This is a genomic window from Pantoea sp. GD03673, assembly GCF_029844725.1.
Taxonomy (GTDB): domain Bacteria; phylum Pseudomonadota; class Gammaproteobacteria; order Enterobacterales; family Enterobacteriaceae; genus Pantoea.
Map to the genome: position 1 here is coordinate 279,572 of NZ_JAOCKJ010000005.1, position 25,336 is coordinate 304,907.

Here is a 25,336-nt window from a genome sequence, read left to right on the forward strand (position 1 = left end):
TAACGATTATGCGAGATATGACAATTTTTTTCACGGTATGATTGTGCTATTATATAACAGTGAATATTATGATGGATTTCCCAATGGCGCTAAGTATCGATAATATAAGAGTTTTTTCAAGGGTGTTCAGCCGCCCAGTTTTCGAGGCTTTAGCCAAGGGAAGAGAACCGTCTAATGTCTTGGATTTTGTGTCTTTCTCTGATGAAATGAAGCAGGATGGGCAGCCATTACATACATTTTTTAGTGAATGTTATAAAGAGTTATCCAGAAATTATAGAAATGAGTATGTTTACAAAACAGAAGTAGCCAATCGAATAGTTTTTGGGAGGCATAGTCCCCGGACCTCATCCTTATTAAGTGAGCTTCATGTCGGAAAGTCTATTGTTGATATTGCAATTTTTAACGGAACATCTACAGCGTATGAAATTAAAACGGAATATGATACCCCGCGTAGATTGCAAACCCAAACCCCAGATTATTTAAAAGCATTCGATAAAATTTATGTGGTTACTCATCCAAATTTATCTGAAAAATATGCTGAGATTGTTCCAGATAAAGTTGGTGTTATTGCATTAAATAATAGAGGTAGCCTTAAAATAGTGAAAAATGCTGAGTCAAATTTAGCTAATGTTGATATATTATATATTTTTCGTATGCTGAAAAGAAGTGAATACCTTCCAGCAATAGAAAAATTCATTGGCGAGAAGATCAATTTACCCAACGGGCTTATTTATGCATTCTGCGAGGATATATTTAAAAAAATCCCTCAGGATATAGCTCACAATATTTACATTAATGCAATGAGAGGCAGAACGACAAGTGATGATATTGTAAGCTTTGTTAATTGCCTTCCTAGTTGCCTTCGTGTGTTGGGAATGTCATCTGCTTTATCAAGTGTTCAACGTAAAAAGATCCTCACGGTTTTGGGGATAGTGTAGAGATGCTTAACTTTATGTGATCATTTTTCTCTCTGGAGGGAGTCATATGTATAGTCCATATCTATATGGTCGTGGTTCTGAGCTGTTAGCGCTAAGAGAATTGGCAACAAGTTGTACTAATGCTGAGTTGTTTATACCGATAATTGAACCTGTGCTAACCAAAACCGATAAACTTATACGTTGTTTAGAGATACTTTCAGAGAAAAACAAGAGGGTCATGTTAGTCATCAATCCAAAACAACATGAGTTTAGTAAAGATATAGAGGCTCGAAGAAAATTTGTAGCAACGATTAAAAATAATTTAGATAAATGTAAAACGCTTATCCCCACCCTTATAGTTGACTCAAGTGTAGCAATTGAAACCCTTAATGGTTTCTTAAAAGCATTTGAAGGTTCAAATGTTGCTTTAATATACAACAAGCCAAGTATTAGCGATGTGGAATTTTCCAAGTTAACAAAATTAAAAGTTATTGAATTTCATATCACTATTGATGGTAATGTTACCGATTTTCAATTTAATGAAATCCCTAAAAATAAACTTATTGAAGTGAAAGATAACTTCGTCAAATTAGATAAGAATGCAGATTACTCTGGCCAAGAAGTTTTCACGGATAAACATAAAAAAATTGGTAAAACAGTATTAGGTATCGGTGATTTCACTATAGTCGGGAAAAAACTTGAGATTGGTGGTGGCAAGGCTGGTGCCGTTGCATCTCATTTAATTTATAAACATCCTGCAAGCGGTGATATATGGATAGAACATTTTGTTTCGAATGATACTGATAGAGACATTGGCGACGTAGCGTCAAAATTCTTACAAATGACAGATAAAATTGAAAAGGAAGTTAGAACAAGGGCCACAGAGTACGGCTCTAATAAAGCATTAGAAAAATATAACGAGCATTATAAAAGCAGAACGTTTCCCGGTTTGGGGAAAAATAAAGAATATCAGATTAGACACCACATACAGCACATAATTGATGTAATATCAGGAAAAATCTGACAGTAAAGAGGCTATTCTATAGCCTCTTTTTAGTTTTGTTTAGAGATTTTTTGTTATGAATTTTGGATTCGATTATATTTTTTTCTCTTTTAGCAGTGTGTATGTTATTTAATGTAATAGATTTTTTTGTCAGATCTTGATAGTTCTCTGTGAATATATTTTCAGATATAGCAAATGAATTATCTTCCTGTTTTGTTAATATTTCTTTGCCGAGCATATAACTAATTAAAGAGGTTATTTCATCTGGTATTATCGTTGTTCGTTCAATTATATCATCAATTAGAAGTTGTAAGAAATCAAGATATTCTCTTGGTGTTAGATTACATAGGTATTTATCATAGAATTCATAACTACCAAGTTTGATTAATTCACTTCTGAAAAGATGCTCATTGCTATAATAATACACTCTGATGTGATCTATGTTCCCTTTTATATCAATCATTTTTGGGTCCTTAATAACTATTGTTATAATAAAATAACATGTCAAAACTATTATGCAATAGAATTTAGAAGGTTTTTATTATAAAAATATATTTTTCAATCCAACGGCTTATTGAAGAAAAATACATAATTAGAGGCTACCTTAATACGCAATTGAACAGATGGTTATCTTCTCTAAGCTCAAATCTAGTGAGTAAAGGCTTTCGATCTTGTGAAAATTTAGGTGAATGAAAGAACTGTTTTCTACCTGTAGCCTATTGATGTGAGGGTTTCGGATGTTATGAAACTCTCAGATTCTGAGTGATATGAATCTCCAGAGACTCATAGTTTCGAACCAGGGATGGCTCTGGTGTTCGTAATCTCGCTTCATCCATTCGAAATTCATTTGTACTGTATCCCTGTAGAAACAACAGAGGACATACATATGGAAAATCAAGCTCGTCTCATCCGTTTACCAGAAGTCATGAAGAAAACTGGATTTGGTAAAGCGTGGATCTATCGTCTTATCAGCCAAAATAGGTTTCCACAGCCAGTAAAGATCGGTGTTCGTGCTACCGCTTTTGTCGAAAGTGAAATCGATGAATGGATTCAATTAATTATCGAAAATTCAAGAAAGCATGTCGCTTAACAAAAATGCTGCTTCATCGATTTTTAACTTTTGATAATGTATTAAGAAAAAGAAATTTACAGATTTTGTGAGTTTACGTAGTGGGTTTGAAACAACGAGGCTTTGTAAAGTTTGCATTTGAAAAAAAGAATATATTTGACGTAATTCTTTACCTTTTTTCTGGCAGAGCTTTTGCTATAAGACTTAGAGATGGTTTTCTTAATATCGGGTATGGATACTAATTACTAGCCGTACCTGTTTATTTGACGTCAAATAAATTTTTTCAAGCCATTAATATATATACCAAATAAACTAAAGTCATTGTAAAAAATTTGAATTATTTTGAATTGGAATATATTTAATAAGTGAGAGTGATATTAATTTGTAAAGAATGAGGTCAAAATGGGATATAAAGTAAAGAAATTCATCATGAGTAATGGGGAGCGAGGATGCCTGATCCTTGATAAAAATAGTAGTCTACCAGCTTACTATCAAAATCTATTTCTTACTACAGACATAAGAAATAGAGGCGCAACCGCCTCAACTATGGAAATAGTTGCAACTAACTTACTAATTTTTAGTAATTTTTTAGATAGTAGGAAAATTAATATAGTTGAGAGAATTGAGCTTAAAAAGTATCTCAGCGTTGCAGAAATAGATGATCTGGTAAGATATGCGAAACAAAGATTCGATAGACAAAAAATTATAAATATAAAATCAGCAAGTAATAGGTTTATTGCGAAGAGAACCTTTAGTTATAGAATACATGTTTTTTCACGCTACCTTAAGTGGTTATGTGGATTAGTTCATTCGTCAAAGGGGATTCATGCAAAGTATGAAGTAGACGTATTTATTGAAAGTATCAGAGCACATATTCCAAGAAACAGTTCATTGAATATGAATGAAATGTCTGAAAAATCGTTAAATGAAGAAGAGATCAAAGTGCTTTTCCGTCTATTAGAAATTGGCGGGATTGAAAACCCTTTCCATAAGGAAGTACAGGTCAGGAACAGACTAATATTTACCTTGCTCTTAAATTTAGGTTTAAGGGCTGGAGAGTTGCTCAATCTTAAAATAGATGATTTTGATCTCAGAGACAACACTTTAAGTGTAGTCAGAAGACATGATTCAAAAGAAGATGGAAGATCTTATCAACCATTAGTAAAGACTGGAGAAAGGGTTATTCCGTTATCTGATGAATTAGCCTGTGAAATTTTTGATTACATAAGTAATAGCAGAGAAAAAATGACAAAAAGGAAAAAGCATAATTTCTTATTGGTGGCTCATTGCACCGGAAAAAACGCAGGGGAACCCTTAAGCATTTCAGCTTATGAGAAGGTGATATCAACACTGAAACGAGCAAGTCCAGAGCTATATAATCTTTCAGGTCATAGGCTAAGGCACTCCTGGAATTATATGTACTCTAAAGGAATAGAAGGTGCTGAATTAGAATATAGTAGAAGGAAAGATTTAAGGAATTATCTCATGGGTTGGTCAAAAGAGTCAATCATGTGTGATAGATACAATTTTAAATATATATCCCAACAAGAAAAAGATGTCGTCCTAAAGGTCTATAAATCAGTAAGTAAAATAATTAGTGGGGTTTAGTGTGGAAATAAAATGTATTGAAAATGAGCAAATATTTTTTGCTAAGATAAATAGGTATAGTTTCAAATTGGCAGATAAGAAATGGCAACTGGATAAAGAAAACTGTGTATATCCTTATAAAGTTGTAGATAGAATGCCTACAAAAATGAAACTTAGCTACTTAAAAATGTTAGCTTTCTATGCGTCTGAATATAGTTCTTTTTATATTAAAAGCATTAACAATCTATTCTATAAGTGGTTTGGTGCAATGACTATCGATACTATTGATGACAAAGCAATATATCAATTGAATGTTCATTTAGGTTCAGCGAGAAACTACAAACTAAACATAATTAAGGCTTTCATCACTAAATGGAAAAAACTCAATTACCCTGGGGTAGAAGCGACGGCCCTTAGGATGTTGGAGAAAATAAAAATCATTCCAAACCAAACAGGAGAGGCAGTTAAAAGACGAGATCCAAATAAAGGACCTTTAACTGAAACGGAACTCAATAACATCCTTAACGCCGTTAGCAAATTTTATCTTGAGAAAAAAATTCAACGCTTCTTATATTGTTACATTCTACTGTTGGCAATAACAGGAAGAAGGCCATTACAATTAATCTCTCTAAAAGCTAAGGATCTCATTAAAAATGAGAAAGGGTACTTTTTAAATGTACCAAAAGTAAAACAAAGGAAATCATTCAGAAATGAATTTAACATGGTAATGATAGAAAAGTTCTTATATGACGGCTTATCAATGCTAATTAATGAGAATCAGGTGTTTGTAGAAGATAAATTCAGTGTTGGTATTAATAACTATAGAGGCGAATTACCAATCTTCATGGATTTAGACAAGATTAAGGAAATAAAAAGGATTGAGGGTTTTTTATCTGATTTAAAAACAGATTTTTTCCATATGAAATATTCAGTCATGTCAAAGCTATTAAAACGCTTTCCTTCAAAATTCGATGTTAGATCAGAAAGGACTAACAGTTATATAGAACTCAATGCCAGAAGATTCAGATATACATTGGGAAGTCGACTGGCTAATGAAGGAGCCTCAATTGATGTGATAGCTAAAGCGTTAGATCATAAATCAGCAAGCTCTTCTATGATATATATAAAAAATAATCCTGACAATGTTTATGATATCGATAAGAAACTAAGTGCGTTTTTTAACCCCTTATCTAATATACTTATGGGCGTAGAGATTGAAGAAAACAAGAACTTTTTTATCAAGTATGTTTTAGATTCATTTTTATTATTAGAAGATATTAGAGAGGAACTTAAATGTTTATCTTGTAAAAATTTTAACCCCTGGAGAGCATGATGAATAATATATTTAATTTTGAACTAAGTAATAAAAACAGCCCTCACGATAATGTTATTAACTTCATCGAGTCTTGTAAGAATACCATTTCTAATAATAATTTAACAACTTCCTGGGAAAGTAATAAATGGAAAGGCTTATATAGATTTACTAAGTTTAACTTAAAAAACAATCTAAACAGCAAGGAACGCTTAGATGATACTTTTATTAATTTTGCTAAAGCATATATGTTGCATGTGCATTCATTTAATAAATCTAAGACGAAATACTCAACATTATCAATGTTGAAGATTGTAGAATTCGTTTTACTTAAAATCAATATGGAAGCTAATGTAAACTATTGCAACAATTCAATTTTTGATGAATGCATAAGGATAGCCTCCGAAAAGTATTCTAAAGCACATGCATTTGCTATTGGGAAAGAACTTGAGAAATTGAGTTCATTTTTAAATGATAATAGGATGACTAACTCATCTTATTTATTTTGGGTAAATCCAATTAGATATAGAATTACTCAGTCTTGGACTGGTTATGATTCTTCACTGGAAGGCCATTCTAGATTGCCTGATATCAAATCAGTTATTGCTATTGCTGAGATATTTTCAAAGCGGGATGAAACATTATCTTCAAGAGATATACTTACTACATCTGTGCTTGCTTTACTTATGTGCGCACCGAGTAGGATATCAGAAATTTTAGCTTTGCCAGCGGATTGTGAAATTACAGAATGTGATGGAAAGGGCATTCAAAGATACGGTTTGAGATTTTTTTCAGCAAAAGGGTATGAAGGTAATATAAAATGGATTCCAACTTTAATGATACCTGTAGCTAAAAAGGCTATTAGCAGATTAAAAGAATTATCAAGTCAAGCGAGGTTATTAGCTGCTGGAATTAAAAAGGATTACTCTAATTCAACGATGGAAACCCTTAAAGAAAATATACCTCCAGATTTCCCTTGGTATGATAGAGAGAAGAAAATTAAATATTCTAATGCGCTTTGCTTGTTAACTGAAGGACAGTTAAATCAAAATAAAAAAGAAATGTTAGATAAGTTATTCAGACCTACAACGAATTTTTTTAAAACTGATATCGTTGATTCTGATTATATAAAAGGATATTTTAATGTCTTTAAAAGACATGGTTATATAAATGAAGATGGTAGCCCATATTTGCTAAGAACACATCAATTGAGGCATCTTCTCAACACATTTGCTCAAATAAATGGTATGGATGAGTTTAGTATTGCTCGCTGGTCTGGACGTAAGCTTATTTATCAAAATGTTTCTTATGACCACAGATCGCATCTTCAAATGTCTAAAGCAATAAGAGAAAAAAAGTTATCAGTAAGTGTTAATGAGCACAGAATAAAGGATATTCCAGTGGTTGAACTTGATGAGTTTGATTCACTTAGTAGTGGTGCAATACTTGTATCCAAGCATGGCTACTGCAAGCATTCATATGCGTTTAAGCCGTGTGATCATTATCCAATTGATAACTCTGGTTTAGATAACGAAACGATTTCAAACATTCACGATAAAATTTTAAAACGAACACTGTATGATAAAAATGATGGAAACATAAATGCTGATAGATGGTATGAATTCCATAAAAGAATAAAAAAAGGAGAATAAATGGCTAAGCATATAAATGGTTTTTATGAGAAGAAGATTGTAGATGTTATTAATACATGGTCTATAGATGAAAAACTAACCTGGGATGCTTTGTGCGATAGGTTAGTCAGGGTTATTGGGAAAAGACCATCAAGACAATCCTTAAGTAGTCATGTAAGGATTGCAGAAAGCTTCAGTGTGAAAAAAGCCACTATCAAATCCGGTGCAATACACACTGTAAAACCTGCTAATTTAAAAGTGGCTTCTCAACGAATTAGAAGACTTGAAGCAGAAAATGAAGCTTTGAAGGCATTAAATGAACGCTATTTAGAGCAGTTCAAAGTATGGCTTTATAATGCTCACCTTAAACAAATAACGATTGAAGAACTTAATAATCCGTTACCTGCAAAATACCTTTAATAGAATTGAAAGGTTTTAGCTATTGACATGATAAAATATTATGTTATTTATTTTCTTGTCAGGACGACAAAATTTCACTATTGCAAGGATGCATATTATGGATAAAACAAATATTAACTTAATGGAAAGGTATCTACTACTGCTTGATCGATTCGTTGATAAACTCGCTGAATCTGGTTTCTCAGAGCAACGAATTGTCGAACAATCATATCTTTTTTGTGCAGGGTTTTATATTAAATACCAAAGTGGTATCGAAAAAATGACCTTCTCCAATAGGGAGGTTGTTTTAACCTTTCTGCTACTTTCATATTATAGTCATATAAATAAACTGGATGATGATTTAATCAACAAAGAGCGTATGAAAAGTATATGTTCTTCATTGATTAACTTTATAGTCAGTAATGGTAGCCGAACAGAGAAAGTCTATGCTAATGAGAAAAGAAAATATGAGGCTTCAACTCTAAAAAGAGAATTATCGAAAAAGGATAAAAGGAAAAGATATGGGTTGTAGTGTTTGTATGATTTTCATTGAACTTACTTAATCTATAGTCTAAATTTTAATATTAGATTCGTAAATCTATAAATCCATGAATCTAATTAATGCTTAAAAGCATCCTCTAAGATGCTTTTACTGTTACCTCGTTCTGTCGAACATTTAATTTCTTTGAAAAATACTAATTATACCACTTAAGTTAATAACTTCTGCTTGATAGTGTATTTTGGTAAGTTGGAATACAATTTTTTGATTGGATCGTCAATAAGAAAAAGCTAGAATCCTTAGAAGGACATAGATTTTCATAGGGTTAAGATATGACGATTGCGAAGGATAGTTCGACTGATGAAATCATTCATGGAAATGATCTCCGTGGAATGGATGATTTTTACATTAAGACAACGAGTTTTGAATGCCCATACGAGCCTTGTAAAATTAAAGCCACACCTTGTAGTTTTACTATGAAACATGTTAATCAATCATATTTTAGATATGGTGATAAACATAAGGATGGATGTGGTATTCATGACCCAAGATATAAAAACAATCATACTTCAAATGACGAAAGAAAACATAATTCGCCACCTGCTCCAGTTATATCACTTTTAAAAATTGATGTGAAGCCAAGAGGTGGTGTTAAAAATGCCAGAAGTAGTAAAAATGAAAATCACAAGGATGAAAAAAAAGCTAATGAACATCCTGTATCTTCATCAAGTATTAAGCCAGTCGTTGACTATTACATAAATAATAGCAATCATAATGAACAGCTATCAATCCCTCCATATGGCACGCGATCTTATAAAGATACGTTTCAACTTATTTTTTACAAAAACAACATACGTTATTACAAACCTGCAATTTATTATGGTGTAGTCCAGTCTAATATTCGTCTGCATGAAGATTCAGATAAACATTGTATTACTTTCCTCGCAAGGGATAAGAAGACCCAAAAACCATTTACGCTTGAAATTGATGTTTCTGACTGGAATAAAAGTCAGAAGGATGTGTTTTGGAAAGAATATGAAAAGCAAAGGAAGGACGCTGATAGGTATTATAAGGGACTTAAAGATAAAAGGAATGCTAAAAAATACCTGACGGTTTTCTTTTTTGGGATGCCGGATGAAAATGATAAGTTTCTATTTAAGACAAACCACTTTAAATTAGTATATGTGGCTTTCTTGGGTAAATTTGAAAGCTCATATAATGATAGTAATTATTACATTGAAAATGATCTGTCTGTATCATCATTGAATGAACAACCCATTTCAGTATCTGATATAGACCATAAAAATCATGAATATAATATTGAAACTTCATTAGATTTTAGTTCTCCTTTGCCAGAGCCAGAGCCAGAGCCAGAGCCAGAGCCAGAGCCAGAGCCAGAGCCAGAGCCAGAGCCAGGGCCAGAGCCAATAAAATCCTCTTTAAAGGAAAATACTGAGACTGTAGAAATGAAGAGTAAAGTTTGGGGGAGGCTGAAAAAGATAATCACTTTCTTTAAAAAGTGATTTATGTTTTCTGTAAAAAAGCCCGTAGGTTTCAACTGCGGGCTAAATTTTCCCTTGATGCTGGTTTTGTCTTTTATCTAAAAAATGCCAGTCTTCACGTTGCTTGTTCCAGCATTAAAGATGTATGTGCTGACTTTTTCGCCTTTGAAAGAAACTGTCAGAGATTTAGTTTGTGAGTCTGCTCCACCTGCAAGCAGTCCCACAACGGGGATGAAAGAGGTTGCTTTGGACTGGCTGTTATACATAGTGTATGACCATTGCTCTTCACCATCGATCAAAGAACGGCTGTCAGGTTCACCGAACGATGCTAACACGTCCTGTTTTGTAGTTTTGCCTTTAACAATTTTAGTTTTCACACTTTCCTGCGTCTCATTTTTCAATGACTGGTTGCCTACTGAAGAACAACCTGCCAAGGTCAGAAAAACGAATCCTACGATTATGATTTTTTTCATACCACACTTTCCTTTTTTATTTTTAAATTTTAGCGCTTTACTGACTCAATAAGATTTCTAAGTTCTTTTTCAAATTTCTGGCTTCGTCTTTTCATCAAATTGATACAAATAAAACTTCCAACTCTTGAGAAAAGATATGTAAACCACATGTATTTGTGGTCGCTCCACATGTAGCCGTCTTTAAATCCCCAGGGTAGTGTGAGAAATGAAATAAGTGCAGCAGCACAAAGTAAAATGAAAATAACGGTGAGAAACTTTGGAACAGGCATTGCTCTGTAATACGATGCTGTGGAGGCAGTATGAAATAGCATTGTCAGAAAAGCGGGGATAATAATGGTTTTTCTTTTTAAGTTTACCTCGTGTTCACCCGTTTTCTTATTAACGATAAGCGCATCTTTATATGCATCATACGAACCATCCTCACTGTATTGGCGAAGTTCGTATTTATGGATAGTGTGTGAACTTCTGAAAGGGATACCATAGTCAGAAATCTGCTTCTCATCCCCTGTGTTGGTTTTTACCCAGATATGACCATTGCCTGGATCGGAGTTGATGACAGTGGCAGAGAAAGTCTCAATAAATGTGAAAGTTTCGTCAAACAGCACAAAATTGGGTGTCGTGATTTCCGTTTGCCGAGGATCATCAGAAAGACCAGCTTCAGCTTCTTTCTTCCTGCTTTTCGTAGCGGAGATGCTCATACAAGTTCCTTAGTGTTCAAAATGAAGTCATATTCGGTGATGTATGAAACCGTCCAGGCTTACAGTTGAGATGGTAGTTGCCATTTCAAACCCTGCGTTTGAGCTAATGAATAAGTAAATAGACTAGTTAAATCATATCGTTAGATGATTGCATGTAAATTGACATTTTGACTTAGTTCGTAAGAAACGCAAATCACTTGTACCGATCGATTATGAATTAATGATAGATATAGCCTATCAACACTAGATTATCGATCGGTATAAACGATCAATATATTGGGCTATATTTATCAAAAAAGGTTTGCCAGCCTTACATCGAAAGCGATGTTCTTCTGGATTGAGGTGCTGATTCGATGAGATTTTTTTTGGGGATAGGCATAATCTCTACCACTCTCACGCCAGTGATGGTTTTGTGTTTTCGAGGGCGTTTAAGGGTTGGTATTTTGAGGTTTTTCAACATACGATAAATTAAATCGAGGTAGGGGATGTACTCCAACCACCTGAATGCTGAAACTGCATAGCTTCGGTCGGGGGCTTCTTTTAACGATTCTTTAGCACCAGCTTCTAAGTGAAACTGCTTTACAGAAGCGTTAGTGTATTCGTCCTGCCCAGCACGGTTATCATGGATAAGCGCTTCTATGGGGCTGTGAACCTCTCTTGTTGTGATTTCAGGAGCATCTGTAGTCATGAACGTACAAGGCGCTTCACTGACAGATGCTTTCAGTTCAAACAGGAAAGCATTATCACGTTCCGGTTGGTAGTCGATTCTGCTTTGCAAAGCATACCAGGAATACCCTTTTCCCAATTGAGATGCTTTGAAAGCAATCCCGTTGTATTCGAATGAGAAGCCGTTCATGCGTCCAGTAGAGGCAATGTTAGGGATTGGCCTGATATTTTGTGCCACAAGCTGTTGCACGAAGTCGGTAATCGATTGCCTGGTATCAAGCAGTTCGTTAAGGGCGTTTTGGATGATTCCTTTTGGGCATAGCTCACCAGTTCTCTTTTCTATCATCATCTCATTACGGGATTTTTTGAGCTTCGGTTTAGGTGAGGGCGCTGCCGGAGATGCTTTCGGTCCTTTGGTTCTGGTTAACTGATAGTCTTTTTCAAGTTCCTGGATGATACGTGTGCTGATAAGATTCTCATTCTTCCCAAGGTAGAGCTTTCCGGCATCAAGAGACGCTCTGCTGGCGATGATATGGATGTGCTGGCCATCTTCGTCGTCATGTAGGACGTAGCATCTGAGATGCGTTTCAGAAAACCCCATTCTTGCCATGTAGTCATCTGCGATGTAGGACCACTGCACAGGCGTTAGTGATTCACCTTTAGGTAAGCGAAGCGAGTTGTGCCAAACGGGTTTAGCCACATCAGGGCGAAGTGTTTTTGTAGCACCAAACTCAGCTATTAGCTCTTTAGCGAGGCTCCCCATCATATTGCCACCTACGACAACTGGATCAACTTTGTGATGAGAAGCTGGTCTCAATGCATAAAACACTACGCCAGCGAAGTTCTTACCTCGCTTTATCTTCTGCATCCCCTTCATTGATTTATTTCCATAAGTCAGCAGTAATCAGCTTCATGCGAAGCTCAGATATCTGGCGCTTCACTGCGAATAGTTCTGTTTGCGTCAGAGAGCTTCCCTGGCTTTTGTTATCCAGATGAGCGACAAGCTTGTTCAGCTTCTGTGATATTTCGCTCAGAGATTTCCATGCTTCTAAGTTGATAGGAGGGACAGTTACTGGAAGCTTTTCAATGAGGGCTAAACGAACCCATTCACCTTTACGATGACGGCCACGTTTCTCATTGAGAAGCTTTAGCTTTGCATCATTTAATCTGACACTGACGCAATGAGAACGAAGCTGGCTTTGTGAGAGCTTCGCTTCGTTAACGCTTTTATTACGGGAATGCTTACTTACAACGATCTTATTAAAAGTATTATTTTCGACCATATGAACTCCTTTTCATATAATTAAATAAAAGCATATTCCTTATGCTTAATTTATTTATATAATAGAGGCGAATAATGTCAATGCAGTGTGTTGATTTTGCGTTTAATTTTTTTCAACCGAAGGGCGAAAAAACAAGGGAAACTCGAAGAAGCAGCGTAGCGCTTCGATGAGTTAGCCCTTGCTTATCTCTTTCTCTAATTGATGAAGTGTGTATAAATTACATATCTTATTTTCATCAGAGTAGAATGTAAACTTTGTATCTGGTGAGGCTTCTGTTTTTTTCAATAAATCAAGAGTTTTTTTAAATGGCACTGGATTTGAAAGAGGATCAAAATTGATATGAGCTTTTTTTGAAAGAAAAAACTTAATTTCTTTTTCATTAAGTAGTCTTAAGCATTCATGTGTGTTTTTGAACACTTGGAAAATTTCTATATTTTTTTTGTTGGTGGGTATTAGGTGTGGCGAAAATATATCTGGTATCGTGTGAAACAACTCATGAGATAAAAAACAATGATTTTTGATATCAGTTAAATTTTTATTTATATCGAACTTCAACATCAACTCAACATTTTCAGGCTCATTAACATAAAACAAAAGGTTTTTCCCCTCGTTATCCACATGATTAATATTAGCCCCAAAAAGTAAAAGCAATCTAAATTGAATTTTATTCTTGCAATAGAAAATAGGAGTTTTACCAAAGTTATCAATGCTATTGATATTGAATCCGTTTTTTGTTAATGATTCTAAATCATTCATATTCCAAGTGTAATCTTTAAAAATAAGATTTTGTCCTTTTTCATTTTTATTACTTGGGTTGCTATATTGTCTAATCAACTCTGAGAAAACGGATTGTATTGAATCGTAATGTTCGGCCACTATTGAAATCTCCTTTTTTATAAATTAATAAAATAAAAAAAGGAGAAGTCAATAGTAATTATAAATAAAAATCATGAACCTAATTTTGGTGGTTTTATCGACTCGATTAATTCATTATCTATTTCATTTTTTTGAAATAAAAATGGGAAGTAATTAGCAAGGTCATTTTCTTCAAATTTATCAGAAAGTGCATTTTTCAAAGTCTCAACCATACTACCATTTGTATATTTTTCTTCAATCAATGTGGAAAGAAATCGCTTGTGCAAGGTATTGATATCTTCACTACTGAAGACCAGTTTAAAATTTTTTTCATTTAGTAAAGTAGGTATGGTAGAGAATAATTTATGTTTTTCAGTAAATAGGAATTCTTTTTCCTTATTTATTTCTATGTAGTGCAGTGAGGTGATTAATCCATCAATATATATTGTTTCGTCAAGTTTTTTATTATTTTGCTTTTTAATTTCATCTGAAACTTGTGCTATCTGTCTTTTAAGTTTAAAATGTGAGCTATCTTCATAGATTTCTTCTAAATACCTTAAATAGATATTTATCAAACCATATGCTAAATCGATATTATTGAAATAACCAAGGCAAGTATTAAATGAATCAAAAACTAAATAATGGTTATGATTTTTTTCATCTGTTTCTTCAAAAATGTTGAATGTATATTCCATTTTTTTCCTCAGCATAATTATTAAAAAAATGATAAAGCTATGTGTTCATGATTTTAAATGCACTGCATAACAAAACTTTAGATTTTTGAAAAATAAGTGTTAGATGAGCCACCTAAATTTGTCATCTAACACACATTTAATTTCATTATAAAACAAGCAAATCTTTAGCCAGTTCTTTTGACGTCGGGTATGATTTAGCTCTGATCGATGAGTTCTTTTTATAAATTAAAGTACAACCATTCTTACTCTGTAGTTGGGGACGATTATTGATACCAAGTATATATTCGCCTTCTAATACAAATCCGACCTTTAATCTCAATCTTTTATCATTTATATCTGATACAGCCATGAGCTTTAGAAAAATCGCATCATTAATTAAATGTGAACCTTTTGGATCTAAAGCCCACACTTGATTTTTAGTCCATAATAAAAAATCAGGAAAGAAATTAGAAGTCCCTTGACCAATTTCAGGGATAGGAATGTTATAACCTGTTTTTGATGGATTTCTGCACCAATCAACTCCTAATGAATCAATTGATTCTGCAATTTCTAACTCAAATTTATTTAGGCCATTATATTCAGAATGCAAGGCATTTTTAAAGGCATTAACTTTGTATCTGTTTCTTTTATTTAAGTCTTCATATTGATAGTCTGGTGAAACTAAATTAAATGACTTTACCGCATATATGTCATCGTATTCATATTCGAGATGGAACTCATTATTAAGCAGACGAGTAATATTTGATAGATTATTATTGATTTGCAACATTGCATCTGAGCCAAATTGCATCCGCTGCTTCATCTTAGGATCATTTTTTACAAAAGGAGTAAAACATGTCCCTGATTTCCGGGCTATACGGTTATCATAAGTTCCTAATCTTGAGACTAAATATTCCCATACAGAAATATCAGCATTGTCATCCTTAGTTTCTTCTTTATTAAGATCCAAATCTTCACAACTGTTAACTAAATCTAAAACTCGTGTATGCATTTTTCCTTTTGAACGAAGGCTTTCATCAGAAAAAAGAGGCACATTTGAAAGTAGTATTTGGTCTAATATTTCAAGGTCTTCACCGAAAGTTTCTGCGACTTTAGAAACAAACACTTCCTTTTTAACAGGCACTTCTCTCGAAATTTGTGGTCTCGGACTGTTACTTTCGATTGAGACTATTTCATAACCTGAATCACTTAGGTCATTTTGTGTAGTTTTAACAAGTTATGAAAAAATCTTTATCTGGAACATTAAAATAAAAGTATGCTGAATTTAAGTCTCCATCATCAAAAGGAGTAGCATTAGGTTGTCTCAAAAAACGACCAATTTTTTGTGAGATATCAGTAGTAGATTTACCTAACCCATCAAGATAAGCTACATAAGCCCATGGTTCATCCCAACCTTCTCTTAATGATAAATTCCAGATGATATGTGAATAACCTTCATCATGTAAATCTTCAGGGCTTTTCTTCGCTTTATGAGTATCGACTAATAAGCTCCATGGTGCATTAGGATTAACATTAGCTAAGTTGGAATTTACATTTGCTAAATGAACGGCAATTCTTTTTGGATCAACTTTTAACTGACTGACCAACGATTCCCAAACTTCTAAGCCTGCTAATGTTGAATTTACGATGCAACAAATTACAGGCCAAGTATTAAAGCTACTTAGTTTAGTGCTAAGTTCTTGCCATTTAGTATTAGCTTCGGTTAATGCATCTAATCGAGAAGTGTTACAATCGACAAGATAAAGACGGGTCTTTAATAGCCCTTCTTTAACAACTAATGGTGTCGAAACTACTACTGTTTGATTTTTTAAAGATAAAGATTTTTCATCCACATTGTTCCCAGGCAAAAGATCAATGAGATCGCCCGACATTTCGGAGGAAGATGCTAAAATAAATGCACGAGGATTGAGTTCTTTCAATCTTGAGAACTGAGCTTTTGTACCACCATGAGCTTCATCGTAGACTACATAAAGTTGGCGATTTCTACCTTCCGGCCCCTTTCCTGAAAGAACATCCCAATGACTAATGCCATCTCTGTCTTTATGAACATTTAAAGCATCTCCATCCCTATTAAATAAAGCAACAGTAGCAAGGATAATTGTTAAGCCTTTTTTGGCACGACAAATATCGACCCAATCAGTTTCCGTAATCTCATTTAAATTCAGGATATTTACATCGTCAGGAAGTAAATTAGAGTATTTTCCTCCAACACTAAGATTATTTTTTGTTTGTGAGATTACTGCTCCTCTGTTAGTAGTCCAAAGGATAATACCATCACCGATTTTGTTACATGCGAGTGAAAGTATCGGCGTTTTACCACTCCCCGTAATAGCTTTTAGCCTGCAAAGGAAGGGAAGCGACATACCGGTTTCGGGATCAAACCTCCTTTTGTAAGGAGGGTTAGGGTAAGTTGCAATCATCTCAGCAATTTCACTTGCTGCTTTAATTTGAAATGGTTTGAGTGTGTCTATTGTTAGTTTCAAAATGATTACTCTTCTTCCAGTAAATTTAATCTCGCCAGAATTGAATCAGGAATCTGCTGGAAGCGGTAAAGCTGATCATTCAACGGAGATACATTAGCTACAGCATAAATATAAACAGGTCTGTTCACATTCGCTTTCTTAGCCTCATCCATAATTACTGAACGGATTTCTCTTGTTAAGGGCTGATGTCCATTGGCTTTGCCTGCTTCCCACACCAATGCAATTCCAAAGCCAAGTTTTGTCTTTCCAATTAGATATTTATAGCCATCCATGCGACAATCTAAACGGTTAGAATCATCTTCAACAACCTGTAAAATAATATCAGCTAAATTTTCTCTATTAGATTCCATGATGACTGTTTTGCTGACAGTCTTTTTAGCTTCATAAAAATTGAATCCTTCATTGATTTTGGGATGCTGAGATTTGTCAGCCCAATTACCGGAAAGGACTCTTCTAATTCGTTCAGCCGTTATATTATTCACATAGTGATCGCGGTTGATTTTTTTATTTGAAGGATCACCATTTTCTACTAAAATAAATTTTCTCTGACCATTATCCTCAGAGTTCATAGTCAAAACAGCATGACCAGTAGTTCCACTTCCTGCATAAGGATCGAAAATAATTGCATTGGGATCTCTCCAAGTAACAAGGTTGAAGAGTTCTGCCAGCATTTCATGATCTTTGGGATTATCGAATGAATTTTTTCCAAGAATATTTGTTACGGTTTCTACCGCTCTTTGACCCATTCTTCTAATCACTGAAGTTGCGACTTCTGATTCCATTTCATGTAAATAGGTTTTCATTCTCGGAATACCATTGTGATCGCTTTTGAAAGCAATCTTATCGGCATCAATTAAAGCTTGCATTACCTCAGGATTAGCAATCCTCCAGCCAGATGCTGGGACTTTACATGGTTTATGTGTAATTGGGTGTACTACATCGTATCGAGGGCCACCACCGCCTGGCCAGTTTAGATTACCGTCGTCATTATAGACGCCATTTTTGTCTACTTTGCGATAACGAATTTTCTTTGCAGGATGATCTTCTGGCAGATTTTTGAAAAAATCATTCATATATTTTTGGATTTTAGGAATATCATCCAAAAATATTTTTTTAGCATCAGAGTATGCTGTCAGTATATCTTCTGCACCTTCTTTGGGCTTTCTCCATTTTCCTTTGTATCTCTCCCATTTCTTGTTTTTAGCAAGTTCTTTCATTTTTGAATCGAGAGCAGATTTGTCGCGGGCCCAAACTAATAGATACTCATGGCCTTCAGAAATATAATTTGCATCATTTTTCCTTGACCTTTCCCAAATAAGTGTGGCAATACGGTTTTTTTCACCATACATTTCTTCTAGAAGCATCCACAGTCTTGGTAATTCATGTTCATCGATAGATATTATGAGTACACCAGTATGCTTTAGTAGTTTTCTTGCTGCCCAAAGGCGAGGAGCAATATGATTTATCCACTTAGTATGTCGGGATGGGTCATCAAGTGAAACACCCTTTTCAACTCTTCCAATAGCATCTTTTAATTTATCTACTTCAGCCTTTGAAAATCTATAATTGTCATTATAAATAAATGCATCACTTCCTGTGTTATATGGCGGGTCCATATATACCACATCGAATCCAGTGTTCGGTCCGCCACGGAATTCATTAATTTATGAGCGCATCACAGCTAAATTATCACCATCAATGATTCGATGATTTCCACCGATTTTTTCAGGATAGCTCTTTTTCGCATCGCTCTTTATCGTGACTGGTGTTACTGTTTCAGCTAAGAATCTGTTCCGACCCTGCCACATTAGAGTTGCATCATTAGCATACAAATCTGCGTCCGTAGAGAAAATAGCATGCATTTTTTTATCTTCATGCATCTCTTTAACCAGCTTAAGAAGTTCTTCTTTTGTTAGTTTCTCAAGTAGTGATTCTTCTGGAAGTTTCTTTTGCATTTTAGTTCCAAGTGTATATATTACCTAATTCCATTATATCATAAATCTTATAGATTTGGAATTATCTTCTTAATATAGGGAATGTATTGGCTAATAGTTAACATATATTTTTATGTGGCGTTTTTGTGGCTATTCTTAATAAAACTATTATGTTGGCAGAAAAAATTATTCATCATAGTTGTTTTCAAGGTAATTGGTCGTCAATTGGTTATTGTACATTTTTGATTGTCATTTATAATTTCTCAATAGATGTGAAGCTATGAATACTGGTCTAATGTTTCTACATTGATTGTTCGATTATCACCAATAGGGACTGATGGTATCAATGTTGGTATCATGTCCAATATGAAAATTTTTAATCTCTTATGATCATAAGGATAGTTGCGATGTTCGAGTCCGGCCTTCGCACCAGGTATACGAATTAAGTCGCTCAAGGGCGGCTTTTTTTGTGTCTGAAATCCAGTATCCGTAAGGCTTTCCTCGTTTTTTCACCCAACCTAAGTCAACCTGATTCAATCTGCATCAACTTACTGATGCGGGTATAACTGCGGGTACATCCCGGTTCGATAATGTTTAAACCTACACGGAACCCTTGAAAGGATACTCATCATGGCTCTGAGTGATGTGAAGGTTCGTTCGGCTAAGCCTGAAGCAAAAGCCTATAAGCTGGCTGATGGCGAAGTCATGGTTTTGCTGGTTCACTCTAACGACTCCAAATACTGGCGGCTGCGTTATCGCTTTGGCGGCTAATAGAAAATGCTGGCGCTGGGGGAAATACGCCGAAGTGTCGCTGGCGGATGCCAGGGCTTGTCGGGATCAGGCCCGTAAGTTGTTAGCTAAAATCAGGTTAGTTGTAGAGATCTCCTCATTGGCGTTCATTCGTTCAAGTGAACTGCGTTTTGCCCGCTGGCCAGAAGTGGATTTTGAAACGGCCATGTGGACGCTTCCTGGTGAGCGTGAAACGCCAGAAGGTGTTAAATATCATCAGCGTAGTTCAAAGATGCGAACTCTACATTTTGCTCCCTTATCACGTCAGGCCTTAGCGGTTTGGAAAAGATCAAAAGTATGATCGGGATGGAAGAGTTTATCTTCGTTGACGATCACGATCCTAAAAAACTCATGAGTGAATACACGGTTAATAATACTCTGTGAGCAAGAGGGTATGAAACGAAGACCGAAGTTTGCGGAAATGTCTTCACAACCCCGAATGAAGAGCGGGAAATCACAACGCACTGGATAAATGAACATAATAGCGAACGGCCTCATGAATCCCTTAATAATCTGACAGCGGAAGAGTACCTGCGACTCGCTGAAACCTTAAGCCCTCCAGAATTAACTGGAACTAAAATTGATGGAATTGCATTTTGATTATACTAGTATGCAACTTACGTTGCATAAAAGAAAAACTAAAGAGGCCTGATAATATTTCAGGCATTTTGAATGTCTGCCGAATTAAAATTTGACCCCAGATTGTATCTTTTTTATAAGTTCGCCAACTGTGAATATTTCCCAGCCGTCTGATTTTATTTTAATTAAGTTTACTGCAATTTTTAAGGTGGGCCATGCTGCTTCTACAGTTGCAATTACCTCATTTGCAGAGTTCCGCAAGTTTAACCCTGGTACCGGAGGTTGATATCCTTTTTGCTGCATAATATTGATGTCACCGTGAACAGATGGATCAGTCAGTTCATAAATATCCCTCCAGGAGTCAGCTTTTATTAACCCTTGTTCCAGGCGCAAGCGTTGAATAATTTCCATTTGAGCCTGAGTAACAAATATTCCTTCGTGCAAAGGTTGCTTGCGATGACAATCTTTGCAAAGAACATATAGATTTTCCATTGAGTTATCATATTTAACACCGTTTTTATGATGAACATCGCAGAGTTGGCGTGATGAGCTTAAATTGACTCCACAATCATTGCATTTATAACCTGCCTGCTCGCGAACAGAGCGAGAAATATCTTTCCAGTTGTCCACATAACCACTGTTTGCTTTATCATGAATACCTTTAGGCATATAGCGGAAGCAAGTACTGTAATCAGAGAAAAAATTATTCAACGAAAACGATTTGAATACCAATTTTTTCTGTATTTTATCAATACTGCCTTTGTAATTAAGGCGTTCAAGACAATTCATGCAAACTCTTAGGTCAGCATTTTGGCTTCGGCCCAAACCGTCATCAATTTCAAATAAACCATCAACACGGTTTGTTGCATGGTAGCGCTCAAAACGATTTTTCTGTCGCATGTCGTCAAGTGTGCGACACCAGGCAATATGAAAACGCTTCCCTTTCTCGCCATCCTCTAATGCCGCATCATAGCACCCAGTATGATCACGGATGTATAAAAGAACCTGACGACCCTGATAGGAAATTAAACCACTGCCAGGATCCAGATCGGCAATGCTGACTTCCTTTCCTGCAGATAATTCAATATCAATTGGATCGAAAACGACAGTGGCTTCAGCAAGAGAAAAGTTAGCACCTGAAGGAAGCATTTTTTTCCCCAGCGCAATCAGCTCAGAAAAATCAACAGTTAACTTCATCCTGATTATTCCTGAATAATGCGACGAATCTGCAATTCTGCATTTGTAATCACTTTAAATGTAACGCGTCGTGAACGGTTGGGGTCTTCTTTTCCCGCTGGAGTTAGAATAGGATGTGAAGATGAATATCCTACCGCAGAAAATTTATTTTTTACCCATTTTTGATGTGCTTCTGATTCTTTTAAACTGTATACGTATTGTAAGACTGCGCGAGTTCTTCCTTGAGATAATTCCATGTTATTAAAATATGCAATATCTTGGTTAGCAGCACCCGTCCAATCAGTACTTGTATGTCCTTCTATTCGGACCTCAGTGATATGTTGCTTATACTCATCTAATACTTTCAAATAGCGAGGAAAAAAATTGTTAAGAATTACTTTGAATTTTGGCTTTAACTCTGAGCTTCCTAATCCAAAAAGAACATCAGGAGATTTAAATCTTACCTCAAGGGTTTGTTTATCGATTTCAGCATCCCAGGATGTCAGATCTTTTGAAAATTCAATCTCCAAAGCTTTATAAATCTGCTGCTGTGCCTGCTCATAGGCAACAGCAACTTCTTTTATCTTTTCTTTTTCAATACGAACATAATGCATATAAGCAATAGAAATAAACATAAATACCATCATCAGACCGGCCATCAGGTCTGACATAGAAACCCAGTGTTCATTATCTTGAGGTTTTTTTGAGATTTGCCTGCCAATAATTTTATCCATTAGCGATTATCCACGATTTTGTCTGGCGCTGATTAATGGCTGCAGCTGACCAAGAACGCTTTGATATTCTTTTATCAGTTGGTCATAATTTTTGACAAATCCCTGGCTAATTGCCAGTAATGCATTGCCCAGAGATTGCATTTCTCTGTTCATTTCGCGCTCAGTAGCTTGTTCAAAAGCGTGCAACTGTTCATTGATTGAACTACCAAAGCGCTCTACTGATTCTTTGACCTGAGAATTTAAGCCCGAACTCGCTTTATCAAAGGCTGACTGCATAGTTCCAAACATACTTTCTGCATTGTTGGCTAACTGCTGATTAAATTTATCGCCAGTTTTACTGAAGAGATCAATCACACTGGTTGTGTTGTGCTCCATATTACGGTGAAGTTCTTTAGAGTGTGATTCCAGAGACTTCAGAATCTCATCACCACTTTGTTTCATTTCAGTAATAGTGTCGCCCAGTGTTGTTGTTAAGGTTTCTGAAGAGTTGCTTACATCATGTGCCATTGAGGCAAATGCTTGCTGCGTCTGAGCAACAAACTGTCTGAATCCTTCTGTTCCTTCATCCAGTGCTATTCGCATCGCATTCGCATTGATAAGTAGTTCGGTTCCTGTTTGCCCCAGGGAAGAGCTGACACTCAATGCACCCGCTTTAAGCAGTTCACCTACTTCATCAAGTTTTTCATGGATCACTGGAACTGCATCGACTGCTTTGTCGCGTAACAAAACAAAAGCATCAAGGTGCCGTGATAACTCGCTTATCTGATGTTGGTTAACATGTAAAACATCACGTAATTCAGCCATTGCAAGTGGGATCTCTTTGCACTCCTCCCAGATACCAGCAACTGCACCACGAGTTTCAACTAGTGATTCGACACTTTGTTGGTACTGCGCGCCCATTTGGTCGACTTGATTTTTATAATTCTCTTGCCAGTCGACAAGTTTTTTCACCGAAGCATCAAGCGCTTTAAAGTTCTCACCGAATTGCTCTGTTAAATTATTATTAAAATCAATAATGACTTGTTTAAGAGCATCAATTATTTGTTCCGTTGCGCCCCTGGCCATTAAATCTGCAAACTGTTGAAGTTGTGCCCATAGCTTATTGCTAAATTCGTTGTGATGAGAGATTTGGGAGCGAGATGCATCATTAATTTCACTGCGTAATAGTTTCATCTGCGCAACTAACGATCCCTCTTCGCTGCCACTCATTCCTGATACTAATTTCTCCAGAAATTTGTTCTGTTCTTGTAGTTGATAGTGAATATGGTCTGGAGTGATAAGTTCAGGCTCATTGACTGCTAATTTATTTCTTTTGTTAGCGAAGAAAAAAGCATCGAGGGCGTTAAATACAATTGCAAAAAACATCCCGACAATACTGGTAATAAATGCTGTTTTTAGCCCTCCAAGCAACACTGGAATGCTGGTATCTATGCTCTCAGTATTAAAATTCAATAAGCCAATTATTATTCCTACAAAGGTACCTAAAATACCTAGTGCACCCATCAATGTTGGCGCGTATTCTCTGAACTTGCTATGGACATTTTTGTAGTCACACCACCATGCACTTATGAAAACAGCAATGACGGCCCAAATAAATATGTTGGTAATGAGGGTAGAGTTAATGGAATAAAAAAAATGTTCAAAAAGCTGCGCTAACATTGTTGTCCCTGCGTTACAGAATTGAGGTTTTAAGCTAAACGTCGAACACAATGGCAAAAGGGAAGTCGAAATGCTTCGACAAAACCTGAATTATGTCAGCAGTGTAGCAAAAACTTTTGGAGGAAATGATACCAATCATTATTGTTGGTGGCTACTCATTCAGCTTTCAATTGATGGCAGTAATCTATGGAAATGTGGGTTGTGGACAACAGGATACTTGTTAACACCTCAGCTAACCCACTTCTGCTAAGGCTTAAGCCTTTCTAAAAAATGTATGCTAACTGCTACAGATGGAAGAGTTCTTTACGCCTATCGCTGTGGAGATACTGATGTGGCTAATGAAAACATTCCTGACATCGCGGTGCAGTAATCAACGGGGAGCAGGTCAACCTTTCAACTTAATACGATGTAAAATCTTAAAACATGCATTCGCGCTAATTTTTTACCAGTTAATCAGCCACAGCAAAAACACAGGTCACTTCAAACCTGCCGGGCAGAACCCCGCCCGACAGCTCACAACGCAGCGCCATCAATCAATGCAGACAGCACTGCTTATACTTTTTGCCGCTGCCGCACGGGCAGGGATCGTTACGGCCAGGCAGTTTCTCTGCTGAGACAGGTTTCTGTGGCACGGGAATCGCTTCCGGCTGAGAAATCCAGTGGTCGTGCAGCGCCAGCGCGGCAGGGCGGATCGCCTCAATGCTGGCTTCCATCTCCTCCGGCGACATGGCGTCGATTTTGTCGAGGTTCTCTTCCACGCCGTGCAGGGCAATAGCGTCCAGTGCAGGCTGCAGTTCCGCAGGCAGGGCAGACCAGTCGGTCAGCGCGACACCGCGCATGTAGCCGAAGCACCACTCCTCCACCACGGTAAACTCCAGACCTTCCATCTCGCGGATGCCAAACAGCGGTTCGAACTGCTCCGGGAATTCGGATAAGCGGTCAGCCACATCATTCATATGCTGGAAGCACAGCGACATAAAGCGCGTCATTTCACGCTCGTTGCTCCATTTTGGAATCTGCTTCTCGCCACCCCACAGTGCGACAAGCCACTGGCTGGGTTCAACGGTCACGGGGCCGGAGAGAACGGCAGTCAGCAGACCATCCAGCTCGGAAACATCAAGAATTGACGCTTCGCTGCCATATTTTTCCAGCATATCTTCCAGCCATTGCAGCTCTTTTTCGGACAGTGGGCCTTCTTTCATGCGGTTGCCTCCCGGGCATATCAAAATTTCAGCGCGGCGTTAAGCCTTAAAACCGCAGCAGTGTACACCCTTGTGCGCTGTAACACAGCTAACCCTGTTCGGGCATTCCCTGGCGGCTAAACCGCGTTTACCCCGCTTTTCACCCCGTTGTGCAGGCGATAGCCCATCGCACTTTATGGTACATTTTTGCG

General features: G+C 36.3%; 24 protein-coding genes and 2 pseudogenes. 11 read left to right on the forward strand and 15 right to left on the reverse strand.

What is annotated here, in order from left to right; genetic code table 11:
* The first annotated feature begins 83 nt into the window (after window positions 1-83).
* Complete coding sequence (locus N5J69_RS11660) at window positions 84-938, forward strand: sce7726 family protein (RefSeq protein WP_032625284.1); 855 nt, start codon at window positions 84-86, stop codon at window positions 936-938.
* Window positions 939-984: 46 nt separating this feature from the next.
* Window positions 985-1,941, forward strand: a complete 957-nt coding sequence (locus tag N5J69_RS11665; protein ID WP_032625286.1) for a sce7725 family protein — start codon at window positions 985-987, stop codon at window positions 1,939-1,941.
* A 16-nt stretch (window positions 1,942-1,957) separates the two neighbouring features.
* Here N5J69_RS11665 and N5J69_RS11670 read toward each other — a convergent pair whose 3' ends face one another.
* Window positions 1,958-2,383, reverse strand: coding sequence for a hypothetical protein (locus tag N5J69_RS11670; RefSeq protein ID WP_032625288.1), 426 nt, complete (start codon window positions 2,381-2,383; stop codon window positions 1,958-1,960).
* 423 nt (window positions 2,384-2,806) lie between these two features.
* On the opposite strand from N5J69_RS11670, the gene N5J69_RS11675 reads away from it, so the two are divergent.
* From N5J69_RS11675 to N5J69_RS11705, 7 genes are all read left to right on the forward strand, one after another.
* Window positions 2,807-3,010, forward strand: a complete 204-nt coding sequence (locus tag N5J69_RS11675; protein WP_016190490.1) for an AlpA family transcriptional regulator — start codon at window positions 2,807-2,809, stop codon at window positions 3,008-3,010.
* Window positions 3,011-3,391: 381 nt separating this feature from the next.
* Window positions 3,392-4,597: a site-specific integrase gene (locus tag N5J69_RS11680; RefSeq protein ID WP_032625293.1), complete on the forward strand. Its 1,206-nt coding sequence runs from the start codon at window positions 3,392-3,394 to the stop codon at window positions 4,595-4,597.
* A 1-nt stretch (window position 4,598) separates the two neighbouring features.
* Window positions 4,599-5,909, forward strand: coding sequence for a tyrosine-type recombinase/integrase (locus tag N5J69_RS11685; protein ID WP_279770451.1), 1,311 nt, complete (start codon window positions 4,599-4,601; stop codon window positions 5,907-5,909).
* Window positions 5,909-7,540 carry a DNA-binding protein gene (locus tag N5J69_RS11690; protein ID WP_279770453.1) on the forward strand — a complete coding sequence of 544 codons (1,632 nt, stop codon included), beginning with the start codon at window positions 5,909-5,911 and terminating at the stop codon, window positions 7,538-7,540. The genes N5J69_RS11685 and N5J69_RS11690 overlap by 1 nt, the downstream gene beginning before the upstream one ends.
* Entirely contained in the window at window positions 7,541-7,939 is a 399-nt protein-coding gene (locus tag N5J69_RS11695; RefSeq protein ID WP_279770455.1) for a hypothetical protein, read from the forward strand.
* A gap of 97 nt (window positions 7,940-8,036) precedes the next feature.
* The gene (locus N5J69_RS11700) at window positions 8,037-8,450 is read left to right on the forward strand and encodes a hypothetical protein (RefSeq protein WP_279770456.1); all 414 of its coding nucleotides are present in this window, start codon (window positions 8,037-8,039) and stop codon (window positions 8,448-8,450) included.
* Between the two features lie 299 nt (window positions 8,451-8,749).
* Complete coding sequence (locus N5J69_RS11705) at window positions 8,750-9,940, forward strand: hypothetical protein (RefSeq protein ID WP_279770457.1); 1,191 nt, start codon at window positions 8,750-8,752, stop codon at window positions 9,938-9,940.
* Between the two features lie 77 nt (window positions 9,941-10,017).
* Here N5J69_RS11705 and bamE read toward each other — a convergent pair whose 3' ends face one another.
* The 10 genes from bamE to N5J69_RS11755 all read right to left on the reverse strand — a co-directional run bounded on the left by bamE (window position 10,018) and on the right by N5J69_RS11755 (window position 19,027).
* Window positions 10,018-10,320: an outer membrane protein assembly factor BamE gene (gene bamE / locus N5J69_RS11710; RefSeq protein ID WP_001417601.1), complete on the reverse strand. Its 303-nt coding sequence runs from the start codon at window positions 10,318-10,320 to the stop codon at window positions 10,018-10,020.
* Window positions 10,321-10,421: 101 nt separating this feature from the next.
* Window positions 10,422-11,090 (reverse strand): hypothetical protein, encoded by a 669-nt coding sequence (locus N5J69_RS11715; protein ID WP_279770458.1) that lies wholly within the window; start codon window positions 11,088-11,090, stop codon window positions 10,422-10,424.
* A 310-nt stretch (window positions 11,091-11,400) separates the two neighbouring features.
* Window positions 11,401-12,633 (reverse strand): relaxase/mobilization nuclease domain-containing protein, encoded by a 1,233-nt coding sequence (locus N5J69_RS11720; protein WP_032625297.1) that lies wholly within the window; start codon window positions 12,631-12,633, stop codon window positions 11,401-11,403.
* A gap of 4 nt (window positions 12,634-12,637) precedes the next feature.
* Window positions 12,638-13,039, reverse strand: coding sequence for a hypothetical protein (locus tag N5J69_RS11725; RefSeq protein ID WP_279770460.1), 402 nt, complete (start codon window positions 13,037-13,039; stop codon window positions 12,638-12,640).
* A gap of 171 nt (window positions 13,040-13,210) precedes the next feature.
* Window positions 13,211-13,915 carry a hypothetical protein gene (locus N5J69_RS11730; protein ID WP_279770461.1) on the reverse strand — a complete coding sequence of 235 codons (705 nt, stop codon included), beginning with the start codon at window positions 13,913-13,915 and terminating at the stop codon, window positions 13,211-13,213.
* Between the two features lie 71 nt (window positions 13,916-13,986).
* Window positions 13,987-14,589 (reverse strand): hypothetical protein, encoded by a 603-nt coding sequence (locus tag N5J69_RS11735; RefSeq protein ID WP_032625301.1) that lies wholly within the window; start codon window positions 14,587-14,589, stop codon window positions 13,987-13,989.
* A gap of 145 nt (window positions 14,590-14,734) precedes the next feature.
* Complete coding sequence (locus tag N5J69_RS11740) at window positions 14,735-15,712, reverse strand: hypothetical protein (RefSeq protein WP_279770462.1); 978 nt, start codon at window positions 15,710-15,712, stop codon at window positions 14,735-14,737.
* 85 nt (window positions 15,713-15,797) lie between these two features.
* Window positions 15,798-17,072, reverse strand: a complete 1,275-nt coding sequence (locus N5J69_RS11745; RefSeq protein WP_279770463.1) for a DEAD/DEAH box helicase family protein — start codon at window positions 17,070-17,072, stop codon at window positions 15,798-15,800.
* Between the two features lie 5 nt (window positions 17,073-17,077).
* Window positions 17,078-18,688, reverse strand: coding sequence for a DNA methyltransferase (locus N5J69_RS11750; protein WP_279770464.1), 1,611 nt, complete (start codon window positions 18,686-18,688; stop codon window positions 17,078-17,080).
* Between the two features lie 48 nt (window positions 18,689-18,736).
* Entirely contained in the window at window positions 18,737-19,027 is a 291-nt protein-coding gene (locus N5J69_RS11755; RefSeq protein WP_279770466.1) for a hypothetical protein, read from the reverse strand.
* 609 nt (window positions 19,028-19,636) lie between these two features.
* Between N5J69_RS11755 and N5J69_RS11760 the strand changes: the two are divergent.
* A pseudogene (locus N5J69_RS11760) lies at window positions 19,637-20,176 on the forward strand (integrase family protein); the annotation flags it as partial.
* An 18-nt stretch (window positions 20,177-20,194) separates the two neighbouring features.
* Window positions 20,195-20,395: pseudogene (locus N5J69_RS11765) on the forward strand (integrase core domain-containing protein); the annotation flags it as partial.
* An 84-nt stretch (window positions 20,396-20,479) separates the two neighbouring features.
* Here the strand turns inward: N5J69_RS11765 and zorE are convergent.
* The 4 genes from zorE to N5J69_RS11785 all read right to left on the reverse strand — a co-directional run bounded on the left by zorE (window position 20,480) and on the right by N5J69_RS11785 (window position 25,145).
* On the reverse strand, window positions 20,480-21,571 hold the full coding sequence (gene zorE / locus N5J69_RS11770) for a type II Zorya anti-phage system protein ZorE (RefSeq protein ID WP_279770468.1): 1,092 nt from the start codon (window positions 21,569-21,571) through the stop codon (window positions 20,480-20,482).
* A gap of 5 nt (window positions 21,572-21,576) precedes the next feature.
* Window positions 21,577-22,284: a type II Zorya anti-phage system protein ZorB2 gene (gene zorB2 / locus N5J69_RS11775; protein WP_279770470.1), complete on the reverse strand. Its 708-nt coding sequence runs from the start codon at window positions 22,282-22,284 to the stop codon at window positions 21,577-21,579.
* Between the two features lie 6 nt (window positions 22,285-22,290).
* A complete protein-coding gene (gene zorA2 / locus N5J69_RS11780; protein ID WP_279770472.1) occupies window positions 22,291-23,943 on the reverse strand; it encodes a type II Zorya anti-phage system protein ZorA2 in 1,653 nt (550 codons plus the stop codon).
* 533 nt (window positions 23,944-24,476) lie between these two features.
* Window positions 24,477-25,145 (reverse strand): YecA family protein, encoded by a 669-nt coding sequence (locus tag N5J69_RS11785; RefSeq protein ID WP_279770474.1) that lies wholly within the window; start codon window positions 25,143-25,145, stop codon window positions 24,477-24,479.
* Window positions 25,146-25,336: the final 191 nt, after the last annotated feature.